This is a genomic window from Pseudothermotoga sp., from assembly GCF_031962025.1.
Taxonomy (GTDB): domain Bacteria; phylum Thermotogota; class Thermotogae; order Thermotogales; family DSM-5069; genus Pseudothermotoga_B.
The window spans coordinates 28,197-46,213 of the sequence record NZ_JAVRKW010000003.1; the positions used below are offsets into that span (position 1 = coordinate 28,197).

Annotated in this window: 18 protein-coding genes; 13 read left to right on the plus strand and 5 right to left on the minus strand. The window is 42.6% G+C overall.

Annotated elements, in window-relative coordinates; translation table 11 throughout:
- Positions 1-7: 7 nt before the first annotated feature.
- Genes AC4E92_RS03520 through AC4E92_RS03530 form a run of 3 tightly spaced genes read right to left on the minus strand, consistent with a single transcriptional unit; the run spans position 8 to position 937 of the window.
- A complete protein-coding gene (locus tag AC4E92_RS03520; RefSeq protein WP_490239213.1) occupies positions 8-214 on the minus strand; it encodes a DUF5320 domain-containing protein in 207 nt (68 codons plus the stop codon).
- Between the two features lies 1 nt (position 215).
- Positions 216-572 (minus strand): helix-turn-helix transcriptional regulator, encoded by a 357-nt coding sequence (locus tag AC4E92_RS03525; RefSeq protein ID WP_490239214.1) that lies wholly within the window; start codon positions 570-572, stop codon positions 216-218.
- Positions 569-937 carry a NifB/NifX family molybdenum-iron cluster-binding protein gene (locus tag AC4E92_RS03530; RefSeq protein ID WP_490239215.1) on the minus strand — a complete coding sequence of 123 codons (369 nt, stop codon included), beginning with the start codon at positions 935-937 and terminating at the stop codon, positions 569-571. The genes AC4E92_RS03525 and AC4E92_RS03530 overlap by 4 nt, the downstream gene beginning before the upstream one ends.
- 343 nt (positions 938-1,280) lie before the next feature.
- Here AC4E92_RS03530 and AC4E92_RS03535 point away from each other — a divergent pair, with 343 nt between their 5' ends.
- The 13 genes from AC4E92_RS03535 to secF all read left to right on the plus strand — a co-directional run bounded on the left by AC4E92_RS03535 (position 1,281) and on the right by secF (position 15,651).
- On the plus strand, positions 1,281-2,396 hold the full coding sequence (locus AC4E92_RS03535; protein ID WP_490239216.1) for a M24 family metallopeptidase: 1,116 nt from the start codon (positions 1,281-1,283) through the stop codon (positions 2,394-2,396).
- Positions 2,396-3,253, plus strand: coding sequence for an SDH family Clp fold serine proteinase (locus AC4E92_RS03540; RefSeq protein WP_490239217.1), 858 nt, complete (start codon positions 2,396-2,398; stop codon positions 3,251-3,253). The genes AC4E92_RS03535 and AC4E92_RS03540 overlap by 1 nt, the downstream gene beginning before the upstream one ends.
- A gap of 27 nt (positions 3,254-3,280) precedes the next feature.
- Positions 3,281-3,790 (plus strand): cob(I)yrinic acid a,c-diamide adenosyltransferase, encoded by a 510-nt coding sequence (gene cobO, locus AC4E92_RS03545; protein WP_490239218.1) that lies wholly within the window; start codon positions 3,281-3,283, stop codon positions 3,788-3,790.
- A 193-nt stretch (positions 3,791-3,983) separates the two neighbouring features.
- Positions 3,984-5,840, plus strand: a complete 1,857-nt coding sequence (locus tag AC4E92_RS03550; RefSeq protein ID WP_490239219.1) for a hypothetical protein — start codon at positions 3,984-3,986, stop codon at positions 5,838-5,840.
- Positions 5,841-5,860: 20 nt separating this feature from the next.
- Positions 5,861-7,588 (plus strand): S8 family serine peptidase, encoded by a 1,728-nt coding sequence (locus tag AC4E92_RS03555; RefSeq protein ID WP_490239220.1) that lies wholly within the window; start codon positions 5,861-5,863, stop codon positions 7,586-7,588.
- 221 nt (positions 7,589-7,809) lie between these two features.
- The gene (lpdA, locus tag AC4E92_RS03560) at positions 7,810-9,165 is read left to right on the plus strand and encodes a dihydrolipoyl dehydrogenase (RefSeq protein WP_490239221.1); all 1,356 of its coding nucleotides are present in this window, start codon (positions 7,810-7,812) and stop codon (positions 9,163-9,165) included.
- Between the two features lie 28 nt (positions 9,166-9,193).
- Positions 9,194-9,502: a (2Fe-2S)-binding protein gene (locus AC4E92_RS03565; RefSeq protein WP_490239222.1), complete on the plus strand. Its 309-nt coding sequence runs from the start codon at positions 9,194-9,196 to the stop codon at positions 9,500-9,502.
- On the plus strand, positions 9,496-11,295 hold the full coding sequence (locus AC4E92_RS03570) for an FAD-dependent oxidoreductase (protein WP_490239223.1): 1,800 nt from the start codon (positions 9,496-9,498) through the stop codon (positions 11,293-11,295). The genes AC4E92_RS03565 and AC4E92_RS03570 overlap by 7 nt, the downstream gene beginning before the upstream one ends.
- Positions 11,285-12,424, plus strand: a complete 1,140-nt coding sequence (locus AC4E92_RS03575) for an NAD(P)/FAD-dependent oxidoreductase (RefSeq protein WP_490239224.1) — start codon at positions 11,285-11,287, stop codon at positions 12,422-12,424. Before AC4E92_RS03570 ends, AC4E92_RS03575 begins: the two co-directional genes overlap by 11 nt.
- 11 nt (positions 12,425-12,435) lie before the next feature.
- Positions 12,436-12,936 (plus strand): hypothetical protein, encoded by a 501-nt coding sequence (locus AC4E92_RS03580; RefSeq protein WP_490239225.1) that lies wholly within the window; start codon positions 12,436-12,438, stop codon positions 12,934-12,936.
- Position 12,937: 1 nt separating this feature from the next.
- On the plus strand, positions 12,938-13,318 hold the full coding sequence (yajC, locus tag AC4E92_RS03585; RefSeq protein WP_490239226.1) for a preprotein translocase subunit YajC: 381 nt from the start codon (positions 12,938-12,940) through the stop codon (positions 13,316-13,318).
- A gap of 15 nt (positions 13,319-13,333) precedes the next feature.
- Positions 13,334-14,758: a protein translocase subunit SecD gene (secD, locus tag AC4E92_RS03590; protein WP_490239227.1), complete on the plus strand. Its 1,425-nt coding sequence runs from the start codon at positions 13,334-13,336 to the stop codon at positions 14,756-14,758.
- Complete coding sequence (gene secF, locus AC4E92_RS03595; protein WP_490239228.1) at positions 14,755-15,651, plus strand: protein translocase subunit SecF; 897 nt, start codon at positions 14,755-14,757, stop codon at positions 15,649-15,651. The genes secD and secF overlap by 4 nt, the downstream gene beginning before the upstream one ends.
- Positions 15,652-15,678: 27 nt before the next feature.
- Here the strand turns inward: secF and AC4E92_RS03600 are convergent, their stop codons facing one another.
- Positions 15,679-16,746 (minus strand): glucose-1-phosphate thymidylyltransferase, encoded by a 1,068-nt coding sequence (locus tag AC4E92_RS03600; protein WP_490239229.1) that lies wholly within the window; start codon positions 16,744-16,746, stop codon positions 15,679-15,681.
- Positions 16,747-16,758: 12 nt separating this feature from the next.
- Positions 16,759-18,012 carry a hypothetical protein gene (locus AC4E92_RS03605; protein WP_490239230.1) on the minus strand — a complete coding sequence of 418 codons (1,254 nt, stop codon included), beginning with the start codon at positions 18,010-18,012 and terminating at the stop codon, positions 16,759-16,761.
- Between the last annotated feature and the right edge of the window lie 5 nt (positions 18,013-18,017).

Sequence of the window (18,017 nt, forward strand, 5' to 3'; positions counted from 1 at the left end):
TTGACTTTCAAGACTGGTTTTCTAAGGTTTTGATTCTTTCTTGGATCCATTTCAATTCCTCGTTGAGAATGTTTGATCTTTCTTTGAGATAGGTGAGTTCTTCCTGCTTTGTTGGATAAAATGGATAGAGGCATCTTCTACCCATATATGGTCGTGGAAAGCCTCTTCCAAGCCCATAGCCGTACATACCTCTTCCAAATACATAGCCGTACATATCACTCACCTCCTTTGGCTATATCAACAATCTTTTGTATTAGCTGGATGTTCTCCATCGCAGTTGAACACCAGTTTTCCAAGAAATCTTCACCGACTTTTGTTATTGAGTAAACTCTCCTTGCCGGCCCGCTTGTCTGCAAATCCCAGTTTGAACTCACCAGACCATGTATTTCCATAGCTCTCAATGTCCTGTAAAGGATGCTGGGATGAAAGAAAGACGTGTTCAAACCTATTGCAGATAGTTTTTCAAGCAGTGAATAACCGTGGACCGGTTCTTTTTTCAAGACAGCCAATATCGCCGGTATCAAAAAATCTGTACCGGCACCGTACATGCACTTTCTGAACCTTCCGTTCATCTGTGATGCTCCCCGTGCGAGTGTGCACAGCCCTGATCGCATTTTTCGAGCTTGCCGTCTTTGTAATCTTTCATGGCTTCTTCAACTTTTGCCGCGCGTGTTTTGAAAACCTCTATCCCTGCCTGCTCAAAGGCTGCTAAAGCTCCGGGACCAATTTCTTTAACAATCAGTGCGGTTGGATTCAAGGAAAGCAAGAAGTCCTTTGGTTTTCCAGTGCCACCAAAATGCTCGCCTGTGTTTGTTATTTTGCCGCTGATGACGAAATTTCCCTGATCGTCTAAATCAACAACGGTGAAGTACGGTGCCCTGCCAAAATGAGGAGAAATAGTAGAGCCGTCAAGAGTTGGTATGACAATTTTTTTCATCTTGTCCACCTCCTTTGTGGTTTCCATAGTTTATTATAACACCTATGTGCAATTTGTCAATAAGGACTGAGTGCATTTAAAAACTTTCCTTAACAGAAGCACGATAAATCAGCATGAAAGCTGTGATTTTGCTGCTGAAAGACATCTTCGCATTCTGGAGGATTTTGCTTGTATTACATATTGAAAAGGTGTTCCAAGATTGGTAGGACAGTGCAACGATACGATTGTGGCAATTGAAATAGCTCAGGCACTATCAGATGAATGAAAGATTCAGCGGTTTTTCAAATCTCTGATTTTTCCATTTGATAGCAAAAAGTGTATAATCAATTTTGGGTGATCGTTGATGCTGAGATCTTTTTTCAGAGCAAGAGTTCAGTTGCTCAGGGATTTTGTTAAACAAAGAGGTTTTGACGGCATTCTTTTGAGCAGGTGTGATAATTTTTCCTGGTTCACTTTCGGTGCGCGCAATCACATTACTTTGGGCACAGAGACAGGTGCGGCTCATGTTTTTGTAAATCAGGAAAGCGTTTACATTCTCACAAACAACATAGAAAGAAAGCGCATCGAAAAAGAAGAACTTTATGAGGATCTGTCGTCTGAAATTGAATTTGCCGAATATATTTGGTCAAAGAACATGATAGATGTTCTAAAACCTTTTATAAGTGGCAAAAGGATCGCTTCTGATACCGGTATGTTTGAAACAATCAACTTGAAACCGCAGATAGATCAGCTCAGATATGTGATGAGTGATTTTGAATTGAAAACGTATACAGATTTGGGAAGTACATGTGATCAAGTTTTGAACAGAGAAATGAAAGAGTTAAAACCAGACATGACTGAGCTTGAGGTTCAGGGTGTGATATACAGATCACTGGCAAAAGAAGGAATTGAACCCATTTTTGTCATGGTGAGCGGCGAAGAGAGCGCGAGACTTTACAGACACAACCTGCCAAGAAATGTCCGACTGGGAAAGAAGGTGTTTGTGAGTATCTGTGCGCGCAAAAGGGGTCTGGTAGTTTCCGCTACAAGATCTGTTCTGTTTGAAAAAGACCATGCGCTGGCTGAACAGCACAGGCAAAACTGTTATATCGATGCAATTGCGATCTCAAACTCAAAAGCCGGGGTCAAACTCAACACCGTCTTTGAGGAAATTAAAAGAGCCTATGCCGAAGTTGGCAAACCTTATGAATGGATGCTTCATCATCAGGGTGGTCTTGCAGGTTACAATCCAAGAGAAATAATAGCCAATGAATCTACAGAGTATGAACTGAAAGTCGGTAATGTCCTTGCATGGAACCCGACGATTACGGGAACAAAATCCGAAGACACGATTGCCTTGACAGAAAATGGTCCTGTGATCATCAGTTATTTCGAAAACAGCGATTGGCCATACGTTGAGTTTAAAATCAATGGTATACTGATCAAGAGACCGGATTTACTTGTTGTTGAAAGGAGGTGATGATTTTGTGGTCTTCGTTCATATTTGAGATATTCTGGATGGTTCTGATCCTGAGTTTCTTCATACCTTTCATTCGTGCAAACTCGCAAAGATCTGCCAGGGAAATGCTCATAAAGCAGCTTGAAGCAAAAAGAAAAAGCAGAGTTATCACTTTAATTCACCGACAGGAGTCGATGAGCTTTTTTGGGTTGACCTTTGGAAGATATATAAACATAGAAGATTCTGAAGATGTGCTCAGAGCCATCAAATTGACTCCTGATGATATGCCAATAGATATTGTTCTTCACACTCCTGGTGGTCTGGTTCTGGCAGCCGAGCAGATTGCAAGAGCTCTGATCAGACACAAAGGGAAGGTAACTGTTTTCGTACCGCATTACGCAATGTCAGGTGGAACACTCATAGCGCTTGCGGCAGATGAAATAATCATGGATCCAAATGCCGTGCTCGGTCCACTCGATCCGCAGATTGGTGGTTATCCTGCACCGTCCATTTTGAGTGTCCTTGAAAAGAAAAACATCAACGAAATAGACGATGAAACGCTCATACTCGCAGATGTTGCAAAAAAGGCTATAGAACAGGTGAGGGATTTCATTGCCTGTTTGCTCACCGAAAAAGTCGGTGAACAAAAAGCACAGGAACTTGCACAGACACTGTCGAGTGGAAAATGGACACACGATTATCCAATAACCATAGAAGAACTCAAAAAGATGGGACTCAATGTGTCCGACCAGATGCCAGAAGAGGTTTATCAGCTCATGAATCTGTACAAACAGGCAGAACAAAGAAGACCGTCTGTACAGTATATACCAGCTCCTTACAAAAGCAATGAACAAAACAACAAAGCGTATCGAAACTGAACAAATGTTTTGAAAAGGGGTATTTGAATGGGATATGTCCATGTTTACACAGGCAATGGAAAAGGGAAAACAACAGCGGCTTTTGGTCTTGCACTGAGATCGGCTTGTGCGGGTAAGAGTGTTTACATCGGTCAATTCATAAAAGGTATGAGATACAGTGAACTTGATGTGCCAAAATACATACCAAATATCGTCGTCGAACAGTACGGCAGAGGTTGTTTCATCAAAGGTGTTCCAGCACAGGAAGATGTTGATGCCGCCAGAAGGGGTTTTGAAAAGGTTTCCAGGTACATTCTGGATGGTGCTTATGATCTTATAGTACTCGACGAAATCAACATAGCGGTGTATTTTAAACTTCTAACGGCAGATGAAGTACTCGATGTACTGACAAAAAGACACCAAAGACCCGAGGTGGTTCTCACAGGTCGTTACGCTCCAAAAGAGTTTATAGAATACGCAGATCTGGTTTCAGAAATAGTGGAAGTGAAGCACTACTACCAGAAGGGTGTACAGGCAAGAAAAGGTATAGAGTTTTGATCAAAAAATTTCTGCCTTCTGATCTTCAATTTTTAAAAAGAAAATCACTGATTTTGACTTGAACCTGGAATAAGTGTTATAATTGTCGCGATATTAAACTTATTTAATCGCAGGAATAAGTTTATTTAAAATGCCAGTTTTTTATTATATCTAAAACGAAAATGGTTTTTGACTTCACAAAGGGGGTGTATTGATGAGTAAGAAGTGGTTGTTGTTAGTAGGTGTTATTGTAGTGGCACTGTATGGATGCTTTGGTCCTATCAACCGCATTCCGCAGGTTTCTTTGATCTATCCACAAGATGGTGCGCAGTTGGCAGTTCTTGCTTCGACAAAAGCCGTGACATTGAAATCCACTGCGACAGATCCAGAAGGGCAGAGTCTGACTTTCGATGTCTACATGGGAACAAGTGCTTCTAATCTTTCAAAGATTGCAACTGTCAACGAGCCGGAGTACACTGTGGAAAATCTAACACCCGGGCAAACCTACTACTGGAAGGTTGTTGTTTCTGACGGTAAAAACTTCGTGGAAAGTCCTGTTTGGAGATTCACCGTTGGTGGCAATCATTCACTGGTGAAGGTACTTGACTTTACAACTGGAAGTGCAACTGTTGGAGCAACTGTAGACATCCTTCAGGGTTCACAGAAAATCATCTCAACGACGACAGATGAAAATGGTCATGCGGAGTTCTATCTACCTGATGGCAGATACGACATTAAAATCACCGGTGAAGGAAAAGCCACAAGCATGGTTCAAAACTACGATCCAAAAATTTTACAGACCATAGAAACACTTTCAAGAAGAGCCATGACAGATTACGATGTTATTCCAGATGTAACCGTGCAACTGTTCACACCAGAAGGCACTCCCATAACTGACCCAGAGGCTACGACACTGACATTTGACTCTATAAAGGTCAAGGTCACAAGCTCAGAATTGATGAATGTAATGTACATTGCTCTGGACTATGTGCCCAGTGCTGTTGCAAGGGATGCTTCTGTTTTAAATGTCAGTGAGTACACAGCAACATTGTCTCTTTCAAGATTCGATAATGTCACAGTTCCAATGCATGTTGTAGTTTACACAGTTAATGATTCAAGATTGGACAAAATCGTTTATCTTACAATCGACAGAAATCCACCAGAAGTTACCAGCAGGGTTGCCCCCACAGGACTTTGGTATTTTGGCTGGACAAGCGATGCCGATGTGGAATATTACAGACTGCCCAATCCAATTAAACAGATTCTTGAAAAAAGATTGCCAAAAGAGATGATTGAAGAGCTCAAAAACTACAAGCCCGAGCACAACATACCAGAAACGAACATTTTTGTACAGCTTGCCTGGACTCATGCACCAGCTACTAACAGAGCCGGGTACAACATCTACAGATCAACTGATGGTGAGAATTGGGAAAAAATAGCATTCACCACAACTTATTACCGGTTTGATAAGGGCTTTGATCTTGAGCCGGGTAAAAAATACTATTACACGGTTAGGACAGTCTATAAGGATGGAACTGAATCAGAAAACAGCAACGTTGTTGAAGTGATACCGCTTGATCTATTCAAGGTCAAACTGATTTCTCCTTCGGATAATGAAACAAATGTTTCAAGAACACCAACTTTCAGATGGAAACCAGTTGACTGGAGAGATCAAAATTCAACACCGCACATAGGTGGAGATCTCATAGACGATGAAGACATTCTTTTCATTTACGAAAACAGCCCTTGGATTTACGATCAGGCTGTAAGTGATCAGCATATTTTTTATAATGCAAATATTGTAACTGGTGGACCACAGGAAGTAATACTTGCGTTTGATCCATACTCTGACAATGACTGGACAAGAATTTTGCCAGATGGAAGTAGAGTAGGTCAATCAGAGCCTCTTGAAAAATTCAAAACCTATGAATGGGGACTTGATTTAGCAGTTGCTCTTTATCAAACAGATGATGGATATTGGGTTTCTTCAACGATTGATCTTGGATATGGTTATGATAGATGGACAAATGAAGCTGATTATTACAATCGATTCACAACGGGCGAGAACTGAGATAGAAGGGGGTGAAAATGATGAAGAGATTGATTGTCGTATTGACTTTAAGTGTTGTTTTATTACTCGCAGGATGTATGAGCAATATTCAAAAAGATTCTAAGCCTGAAGATATAGTAGCGGCAATAGACAAAGATGCAGAGCCAATGAGCAATGTAGTCATCATCGGATACAAAGATGGAAACAGACAAGATGTGATAAATCTGATCAAATCAATAGACGAAAATGCGACAGTGCGCGTCGATCTAAAACTCAGCCAGACAAATGTCATAAGTTTTAACACGTCTAAAGATTACAGCACGATCAGACAAGAAATCATCGATAAACTTAAAGCCGACGAAACACTGAAAGAAAAGATCAACTACGTTGAACCAAGTTATAAGAGATATTTGATCGAGCCAGTTACCAACAACAACTGGAAAGATACGGAGCTGTTGACAAAAACAAAACAAACCTATGTAAACCAGCAGGAAGAGTTTTTTGAAAAGTACATGTGGGGTATCAGAAAGGTGAAAGCACCTGAAGCGTGGAATATGGGATATACAGGCAAAGGAGTCATCGTGGCTGTTGTCGACACAGGCGTCGATGGAACTCACCCCGATTTACAGGGTCAGCTTGTTGAAGGATACAGACCATTAACAGATGAACTTTTGCCACCCGATTCAGACAGCTCTTTTGGTGGATCTCACGGAACACATGTTGCCGGCACAATAGCTGCAAGTGACAACTCAATAGGCGTTGTTGGTGTGGCACCAGATGCAAAGATAATGCCAATCGTGATATTTGACACTGGTGAACCAGAAACTGGTGGAGATGGCGCTTACATAGGAGATGACTATGTAGCAGAAGGTTTTATGTGGGCTTTTGAACATGGTGCAAGGATTTTTTCTAACAGTTGGGGTGGAAAAGGTTATTCAATCACACTGGCTTATACTATTGCAGAAATTATGTATTATGGAGGAATTTTTGTTGCTTCGGCTGGTAATAGCCACACAGATGAAATTCACTATCCATCGTGTTATCCTGGGGTTATAAATGTTGCTGCAAGTACAGCCAACGATGGTATAACGCAATTTTCAACTCGTGGCAGATGGATAACTGTTGCAGCACCGGGTGATTTCACAATTCTTTCAACTGTTCCGCTTTGGGATGAGGAAGAATTTTTCGATGGAGAAAATCCGTATGCACTGTACGGTGGCACATCGATGGCTACTCCACATGTTTCTGGTGTAATTGCACTGCTTTTGGAAAAACTGGGACTGGGTGTCGATGGATTTGTTCCAACTGGGTCTAGCATACTTGATGGCAAGTCACGAGTGGCTTTAGAAACACCATACACAGCTTATCAAATAAGAAAACACATTGCGGCAACGGCAGATGATATCATGGCACCTGGTTTTGATCATGACAGTGGCTGGGGTAGAGTGAATGCACAAAAAGCTCTCACACAAGATCTTCCATCTGATAAAGGTGCAAATGTTTATTTCCAATTTTATCTAACATCAGGAGAACCTGCTCCTTACGTTTATGTGACGCTCTATCCGCACGACGATACTGTACCAGTTTATTATGGAAAATCATATGATGATGGCTCTCTGCCAATTATCGGTATCGAGCCGGGTGTATATGATGTGTACATGGCTTATGGCGATGCCGCATATTTGGGAATATCTACTAGTGAGCAAAAGACCTATCATAAGACAATAACTATTCAAAGTGGCGATAATCCTATCGTGCAGGTTTTTTGATGTACTAATGTTGAACAAAAAAGAGGGGCTTTTGCCCCTCTTTTTTTAGCAACATTTTTGTTCAGGACAACCTTTAAACGATCTTTTGAGTACAAAGTAAAACTGTCAAGATGTTCTGAATGTGTCAAGCTTGTTTAATAAATTAGAAAGCATGCGTTTTTGTAGGTGAATGGCAGTTCACATGGTACAATTTTTTTGTCATGTCACAGGAGGTGGTTGTTTTGTACGATGCAGTTGTGATCGGTGCCGGTCCAGGTGGATATGTTGCCGCAATAAAACTTGGACAGAGAGGTAAAAAAGTTGCGTTGGTGGAAAAGTCATTTGTCGGTGGTACATGCACAAACTGGGGCTGTATACCGACAAAAGCGCTTTTGAGCAGTGTTCATCTTTATTCAGAGATCGTGGAAAAATCAAAGCAGTTGGGTGTGAATGTGGAGAATGTACAGTACGACTTTTCTGCGATGAAAAATCACATGAACAGAGTTGTCACCATGTCCAGAAAAGGCATCGAATATCTGCTGAAAAAGTACAATATCGAACTCATAAACGCACAGGCAACGATAGAATCACACAACCTTGTGAGAGCAGGTGAATTGAAACTTGAAACCAGAAACATAGTCATCGCAACGGGTTCTTACCCGTCGCTGATACCACCATTTGATGGAGTACCCGGTGTCTGGACAAGTGACGATGTTTTTAAGATGGAAAATCTACCACAGAGCATCTTGATAGTTGGCGGTGGAGTGATAGGTGTTGAATTTGCGACCTTTTTCTCTGCGCTGAAAGTACCGGTTGTCATTGTCGAACTCATGGAGCACATACTTCCAACAGAAGATAAAGATGTGGCAGAGCTGATAGCCAGATCACTTAAAAAAAGAGGGGTACAGATATACGAGTCTTCAAAAGTAACTGGTGTTGAGCCGGTAGACGGAGGTTTTAAATGTTCAATAGAAACAAAAGAAGGAACGATTGAAAAAATATCACACAAGGTTCTCGTCTCTATTGGAAGAAGACCGAAGATAGGTGAAGATGTCAAAGCGCTTGGTATTGAAATACAAAGAGGGATTAAGACAAATCAAAAGATGCAGACAAATATTCCAAATATCTATGCCGTCGGCGATGTGAGAGGTCAGATAATGTTGGCGCATGTCGCTATGTGTGAGGGTGTTGTGGCGGCGAAAAACATCTGTGGTGAGGAAGCACACATGGATTATTCGGCGGTGCCAAGCGTGATATTTTCAAATCCAGAGATTGCGAGTGTTGGAGTACATGAAAAAGATGTTGATCCTTCCAAGGTCAAGATATTCTCATTCCCGCTGAGCGCAAACGGAAGGGCAAGAACGATTTTGGAAAAGGAAGGTTTTGCAAAGTTGATCGCAGATAAGCAAACTTTGAGAGTGCTCGGTATGACGATCGTCAGCCCATCGGCAACCGATATGATAATGGAAGGTGTTATAGCAGTTAGAAACGGTCTGAATGCAAAACAGCTCGAAGAATCCATCCATCCACATCCAACCCTGACCGAGACGGTTCTCGGTGCCATAGAAGGCGTTGTTGAAATGCCGATACATCTGTAGCCCTTATAAATTCACGGAGGTGATGCCCTTGCGCAGAATAACAGCTCACCCGATCCTGGATGTCAAAACACCCAAGATCGTGAAGTTTTTCTTCGAAGGCAGAGAACTTGAAGCCTTTGAGGGAGAGACGATAGCCGCGGCACTTGTGGCAAATGGCATCGATGTCTTTGGACAGACAGAACATTCAAGACCAAGGGGATTTTACTGTGCAATAGGTAAGTGCTCTTCGTGCCTTGTAATCGTCGACGGCGTACCAAATGTTCGAAGCTGTATCACTCTTGTTAGAGAAGGAATGCAGGTGAAAAGGCAGATTGGCAGAGGTGAAATAACATGGTGAAGACAGACTTTCTAATAATCGGAGGTGGACCGGCTGGTTTGAGCGCAGCAGTTGAGACCGGTAGGAGAAATATCAAGACGTTGATCGTAGACGAAGGTGTCGAACTCGGCGGTCAGTTGGTTAAACAGACGCATAAATTTTTCGGACATGAGGGATTCTATGCTTCGGTCAGAGGCTTTGAGATAGCGAAAAAATTGATCTCGCAACTGAATGAAAATGTTACCGTCATGAAGCAAACGATCGTAACAGGTATATACGAAGATGTTGTAACCGCATACGATAGAGAGAAAGATCTGGTCGTTGAAATAGAACCAAAGTATATTCTCATCTCTACTGGTGCCAGTGAACGTTTTATCCCTTTTAAAAACAATCACTTGCCCGGTGTTTACGGTGCCGGAGCGGTGCAGACGTTGATGAATCAGTTCATGGTCTTGCCCGGCAAGAGAGTGCTGATGGTTGGTTCTGGAAATATCGGTTTGATCGTTTCTTACCAACTTTTACAGGCTGGCGCACAGGTAAAGGCAATTGTGGAAATAGCAGACAAGGTTGGAGGTTATCAGGTTCATGCCGCAAAGGTAAAGAGACTTGGCGTTCCAATTTTGCTCAGGCATACGATTAAAGAGGCGATTGGAGAAGAAAAGGTCGAAGGTGCTGTGATAGCTCAGGTGGATGAGAAATTCAATATAATTGCAGGCAGTGAGAAAGAACTCGCTGTTGACATGATATGTGTGGCAGTGGGGCTTTTGCCGTCGATTGAACTTGCACAGATGGCAGGCGTGAGAATTGAATATGTTCCAGAGCTTGGAGGATATGTGCCTTACAGAGATAAAGAGATGAGGACCAATATCAAAAACATCTTTGTTGCAGGAGATCTTGCTGGAATTGAAGAAGCGACAACAGCGATGATAGAGGGCAGAATAGCGGGACTTGTTGTTTCAAGAGAACTGACCGGTGTGGACCAGCCGGATCTTGAGAAGATGCAAAAAGAGCTGGTTGAATTCAGATCAGGACCATTTTCAGACAAGGTTAGAAGGGGATTGGAAAGATTTTTCCCACAACAGGTGCTGAGTTACTCAAAAGATACTCAGAAAGATACTGGACCTGTTGGAAAGTTGAGACCTGTAATAGAGTGTTATGAAAACATACCGTGTAACCCGTGCCAGACATCATGTCCATCAGGAGCGATCAGTGTACATCAGAACATAAACAGTTTGCCGGTCATTGATTATTCAAAGTGCACAGGTTGCGGTATCTGTGTAATCAAATGTCCCGGTCTTGCGATCTTCATGGTACAGGAAAACTATCAGCCCGGTAGAGATCTGGTTGTTTTGCCTTATGAATTTTCACCTTTACCGGAAAAAGGTCAGAAGGTCATCGCACTGGATCGTGAAGGGAAAGAGGTCACACAGGCAGAGATCGTCAAAGTCGTCAAGTCTGCCAACAAAACACACTTGGTTCACCTGGCAGTTCCATCTGGCTTTGGACAGATAGTCAGAAGTTTTCGTTTACCAGAAAAGGCTGATTCGCTTGTCTGCAGATGTGAGGAGGTAACTCTTGAGGAAGTTGAAAAAGCTATAGACGAAGGCTACACGGACTATGAAGAACTCAGAAGGTATTTGAGAATTGGTATGGGACCGTGCGGTGGAAGAACATGCAGAGCGATCACACTTGGGATTCTCCAAAGAAAGACAAAAAAGAGTGCAGGTGAGATTAGTTTTGGCACACTCAGGCCACCTTCGATGCCGGTGAAATTCGATTCGATTGTCAAGGGAGAGATAGAAGATGAAAAATGAATACAGGGTGGCGATCATAGGTGGAGGAATAGTTGGTTGTTCAATAGCCTATCATCTTGCAAAGTTCGGTGAGAGCGATGTAATAGTTTTTGAAAAAAATTATCTGAGCTCTGGTTCAACTGGAAGGTGTGCAGGTGGCATAAGGCAACAGTGGAGTTCACCGAACAATGTGATACTGGCTAAAAGAAGTGTGTCACTTTTTGAAAAACTTTCAGATGAAACAGGCGTTGACATAGAGTACAAACAGGGAGGATACCTGGTTCTCTCATACGACGATCAGGAAGCCGCACAGTTTGAAAAAAACGTCCGGATGCAGAGAGAACTTGGACTGGACGTTCAGATTTTCACACCACGGCAGGTTAAAGAGAAATACCCATATATCGATGTGAGTGGAGTCAAACTGGCAACCTTTTGCCAGAAAGATGGTCATGCAAACCCGCACCTTGCAAATTTTGCTTATGCAAGAGCCGCACGAAGACTCGGAGTGAATATCATGACGCATACCGAGGTCATCGCGGTTGAAGTATTGGAAAATGGGTTTGAACTGTTCACGAACAGAGGTAAAACAACGGCTCAGATATTGATAAACGCGGCTGGACCTTATTCGAGAGAGGTCGCAAAAATGGTTGGCATGGATCTTCCAACCGAAAGTTACAGGCATCAGATAATGGTCACAGAAGCTGTGAAGAACTTTTTTGATCCGATGGCGATAAGTTTTTCAGGAAATTTCTACATGAGACAGACCAAGCATGGACAGTTCATCATGGGTCAGGGTGATGCCGATGAAAAACCCGGTATAAACAACAACGTCACGTACAGGTTTGAAAAACAAATGGCAAGAAAAATGAGTAAGATCTTTCCGTTTTTGTCAAAGATCAGGATCGTGCGCCACTGGTCCGGGCATTATAACATGTCACCCGATGCACAGCCGATTATTGGAGAATCTCCAAAGATACCGAATTTCTACTACGCAGTTGGTTTCAGCGGTCATGGTTTCATGCTTGCACCGGCGGTTGGTGAAGCACTTGCACAGATGATACTGTATGGTAAAACATTGCACGTGGATATCAGTGAGCTGAATCTTGATAGATTTGAAAAAGGTGTGGTACGCGAGAAAAATGTGGTTTAGGAGGATGTGGTTTGGTCAAAAAACTGGTTTTTTTCCTGCTCTGGACAGCTTTAGCGACAGCTCTGATGTATTTTCTACAGTTGAATAATTCACCAACGCTGACAAGGATGTTTCTAGTGGTGAATTTTCTGACTGTTGTTGTTGCTCTCATCCACGGTACATTGATCGCGACACTGGTCGGGTTTTTTGCCCCGGTGAGTGGCTTTCTTGCCACGGGCATTTTGCAGATGAATTTTCTGATGGCGACGATCTTTGAGTCGGTAACGATCGGTTTTTTGACGGGCTTTTTCTACAAAAAATTCAAAAATCTTTACCTGACGATCTTACTTGATTTTGTTGTGGCAAAAGCTGTTTTTATAGTCACGGTGTATTTTTTGAAGACAGGCGCAAAACCATGGGTAGATCTTCTATATGGACTGATAGGTTTGGGACTGCAACTGATTTTCATTCCAGTAATTCACAAAATTCTGGTAAAATCATCTAAGATCGAAGAACAAAAAGGAGGTATCTAAGGTGGAAATAATTTACAGTGCAGTACCAGGAGCAACGGGTAGCACTCCAAGCACAACTGCTACAGGTTCAGGTCTCAGTTTCATCTTTCTTCTGGTTATTCTCTTTGTGATGTTCTATTTTCTCATGATTCTACCTCAAAGAAGAAGGGAAAAGCAGTTTCGTGATATGATCTCAAACATGAAGCGCGGCGACACCGTTATAACTGTCGGTGGAATCGTTGGGAAAATCATAGACATCAAGAAAGACACAGTCAAGATCAAGACAGCCATGACGACGGAGCTGGAGATAACCAAAAGGGCAATAGCAACTGTTTTGAAAGAGGAAGCCAAGGAGAAAGAGGAATCAAAGGAACAGGAGGAAAAAGACAAGGAACAGAACTGAGGAGGGAACATGATCATGAGAGCAAACAGAGTGAGACTCATAGTTGTGATTGCGGTGATTTTTGCTGCTTTTCTTGCCCTGTTGTGGCCAAGTAAGGGTCAGACTTACAAGGGTTTTGCGGCGATCTTTCAGCGTATACCACTTGGACTTGATATCAAAGGCGGAGCTCGTCTGGAATACAGAGTGGATGTACAATCAGGTGTTGAAAATCCAAGCGAAGTCGTCGACAATGTCTGGACAGTTCTGAGGAACAGGCTCGATGCCGCAGGATATACTGAAGCGACTGTGCGAAAAACTTTTAGGGAAAACAATTCTTTCATAGTGATTGAAATCCCTGCCGCGACAGATACGACAAAAGCCGAGAAATTGCTTGGCTCGACCGGTGTGATGTATTTTGGTCAGGTTCTGGAAGAGAGTCAGGTTGATCCACAAACGGATCCGAGATTGAAAGATATGGCAAAGATAAAAAAAGCCGAGTGGCTTCCCGCAAGGGATGGAAAAATATGGTACCTTGTCAGACAGGAGATAATGCTTTTGAAAGATTTGAAGTTGATTTCTCCACAGATAGTCTCGGCTAACCCTGTACCCGAAACCCGTGCAGGAAGGTTTGGATACAAGGTTACTTTTGAGTTAGCCAGCAAAGACGCTGAAGTTTTCAAAAAGATCACACAGCAGTTAGTCGTACCGGAATCTGCCATTTCAACCGCTGCGGCAAAAGAAAAGCGCCTTGCCATAGTCCTTGACAATGTGGTGCAGTTTGCAGGTTATGTCATATCTGTCATACCAGATGGAAAGGCTGAGATAACCGGTAACTTCTCGATTGAGGAAGCAAAGCAGCTGGCAGCGATACTCAGGAGCGGAGCTCTACCGGCAAGGCTTGAAAAAGTTTCAGCCGGATGGGTGGCACCACTGCTTGGTTCGGATATCGTGAGGACTTCTCTGTGGGCTGGGATTGTTGGATTGATAATCGTGTTCATCTACATGATTGTTGTCTATGGAATACAGGGAGTCATTGCGGACATAGCGCTGATATACAACACCATATTGCTGCTCGGTGTGCTTGCCGCGACTGGATCGATACTGACACTGCCGGGTATTGCCGGTATAATCTTCACGATTGGAACGACTGTTGATGGAAATATCATCATCGCTGAGAGAATCAAAGAAGAATTGAGAGCTGGCAAATCGATAAAAGCCGCAATAAACTCCGGTTTTGGCAGATGCTTCATCACTCTGTTCGATGCCAATCTCACTACCATCATTGCTGGTTTGGCTCTGTACTACTTCGGTACGGGCACCGTGAAGGGATTTGCAATTACGTTGATCATAGGTGTGCTTGGTAGCTTTTTTGTGAACATAGTCCTTTCAAGACTCTTGACAGATGCTTTTAGTTCTCTCATACGCAGACCAGTCGTTGAAGAGGGGGGAGCTCAGTCATGAAGCACTTCGATTTTGTAGGCAAAAGAAAGATTTTCATATCAATCTCTGTGGTTCTGGTTGCAATAAGTCTGATCTACATTTTCACAAAAGGTTTTAACTTCGGTGTGGAGTTTCTGGGTGGCTCCGAGTTGATATTGAGAGTTGAATCATCAAGCTTTACAGAAGCCGATGTGAGAAAGATTTTGAACGAGATATCCACTGATTTTTCATCGGCAAGAGTGACAAGGGTCAGATCTGTGGGAGATCCAGAAAACATAGCCAAATTTTCAATAACTCTTACCAAGACATTTACTGCAGAGGAGAAAGCAGATCTTCAGGCTAAGATAGAATCGAAGATTTATGAAAAAAATCTAAAGGGTCAGGTGGTCTCATTCAACGAAACCGGTGGTTCTGCTGCCGAAGAAGTCAGAAGACTCACCTGGCGTGCGGTGATAATAACACTGGTTGCGATACTCGTTTACATCACGCTGAGGTTCAATTTTGTTTTTGGTGTAGGTGCAACACTTGCTCTGGTACACGACGTCGTTGTGACAATGGGTTTCTTCTCGATTTTTAATTATGAGCTGAATGTTCCGGCTGTGGCTGCATTTTTGACGCTGATCGGCTATTCTCTGAACGACACGATAATCGTGTATGACAGAATAAAGGAAAATATGAAAAAATTCAAGGGTAAGGAGATTTCAGTTATAGTGAATGACAGTATAAACCAGGTCTTTCGAAGAACTGTTAATACTTCCCTGACGACGTTTTTTGTGGTTTTTGTGCTCCTGCTCTTTGCTGGAAATGCGATAAAACCCTTTGCTTTTGGTATGACCATTGGTACAGTGGTGGGAACGTATTCTTCCATTTACATCGCAAGTCCGATGGTGATACGCTGGGTGAAAAACAGATGACAAAAAAGCCCCCGATCGGGGGCTTTTTCAAAATTGTATCGAACTCAGATCTCCCACAACCAGCCGTGCAGCCTTTGGAAACCCTCCGTTCTGAAAAACCTTTACACCCTTACCGAGTATAGATGAATCAATACGAGTTGTGACATTTTTGATGTTGCTCTGATCCATGAGAATGGAATTTTCGATCTCACAGTTTTCAAGTGACACGTTGTTGCCAACGGCTGTGTACGGTCCAATATAACTGTTTGTAATACTGCAATTGTTTCCTATGATAACAGGACCTCGAATGAGCGAACCAGTTATGATCGATCCCTGACCGATACACACTCTTCCCTGAATAGTACTGTTTTTATCGACTTGACCATGAAGATATTCCTGTTTCATGTTGTCCAGAATCTTTCTATTTGCCTCGAGTAAATCCTCTGGTTTTCCCGTGTCTTTCCACCAGCCTGTTATTATATGTGCTTTCACAGAATAACCGTTTTTCACAAGATAGTCAATTGCATCTGTTATTTCAAGTTCTCCTCTCCAGGATGGTTTGATGTTCTCTATTGCTTTGAAAACATCTTTGCGGAACATGTACACACCAACTATTGCAAGATCGCTCGGTGGTTCCTTGGGCTTTTCGACGACGTATTTTATCTTTCCATCTTCAAGGACTGCCACACCGTAAGCTCTCGGATCCTGAACGTGTGCGAGCAAAACAACTGCGTTCTCTTGAGATCTGTCAAATTCTTCTACAGCAGGTTTAATATCTTCAAAGATCAAATTGTCTCCAAGTACCATTAAAAATGGATCATCTGCTATGAAATCTTTTGCCTGATAAACTGCATGGGCAATACCTTTTGGCTGTTCCTGCACGACATACTCGATTGAAAGCCCAAATTCGCTGCCATCTTTTAAAACCTCTCTGAAAAGGTCTTTATTCTCAGGGCTCACGACTATCGCTATTTGCTTAACGCCGGCATCTTTCATGAAGTCGAGTGTGTACTGAATAACAGGTCTGTTCGCCACAGGTATCAGGTGCTTTGCCGTCGTGTAGGTCAATGGCCTTAGTCTGGTACCTTTTCCAGCGCACAGTACAAGTCCTTTCATTGCATCGCCTCCTTATTGGTTTATTAAAAATGCGCAGGAAAGATCAAAACCAAAAAAAGGTTTATCGTCAATAAAACCAAATCTCAAACCTGTGATGAATTTTTCAGAGCGTGGCAGGAAGTTTTTGAAATCGTAAGCGATTCTGGCAGTGAGTGAGTACTGAGATTTCACATCGCCAGTGAGCCAGTGAATGCCAGACGGCACAGTGCTGCCATGCCAGGGTTTTTCAGGTGTTCTTGTACCGTATATCAGCCCTTCATAGACAGTGCTGATGAACCAGCTGTCATCTGAATATCCCAGACTGATCGAACAGGCTATGTTGTTTTCACCGTGCCTGTAACCAATCATGTTTTTTTCAATTGCAAGATCTGAGTCTTCAAAGTACACGTATTCATACGGTCTGTTAGAAGTTGTTCTTTGAAAAGTAAAAGCAGTGGCACCGGCGACTTCAAAGGTCAGGGTGTAAGGTCCGCTTTTTCCCGAAAAGCCAGCCAAAAAAGCAATTTTGTCTGGGTTCTGGAAGCCTTCCGGATTTAGAAATCTGTTCATGTTGATATCATCCACGAGAACTTCTGAATAAACCGAGTAATTGGCTGTGGAATATTTCACCCAGCCTCCGATCATTGAATTGTCATCAAGCTCAGATGTTGGATATCCCCAAGGTGCATTCAGATGCCAGAATTCCTGTATTCCCGGTGCCGGGATTGGAATGAAAAAATAGTACGGATCGAAAAACCTGTTCAAATACAGGATGCTTTCCTGATAAGCTATTTCAAAACCTTCAAATGGTGAATATATCAGTGATCTGTAGTTGAAACCCTTTGCTGGCTTGGATCCATTTTCCACAAATCTGAGACCACCCCACAGTGTTTCAACTTTGAATTTGCTGAAAGTTGCAACAGAATGCACAGATGGGTATGAAAAGCCGTTTTCGGCGACGAAGAGTTTGTATATGTTTCCAGGTCCCACAGAGTGTTCTTTTACACCTATCTGTATGAGAAACAGGTTGTTTTTCCACTCGAAAAATCCTTCATCCCAGTACCAGTAGTTGTACCAGAGCTTATCTGCATAAGGTGGTGTTACCTGATTGTCTCTTTTAAAACCACCGCTTGCTGTGAAAGAAGCTCCCATGAATGGCACTACCACGGAAAATTTCGCAAGATCTGTTGGTTGATCAAAATCGTACTCGATCCATCCATCGAATTTAAAGGTAAAGCCAAGACAAAGTACACCTATACTGACCAGAAAAAAAGTCAATTTTTTCATGACCC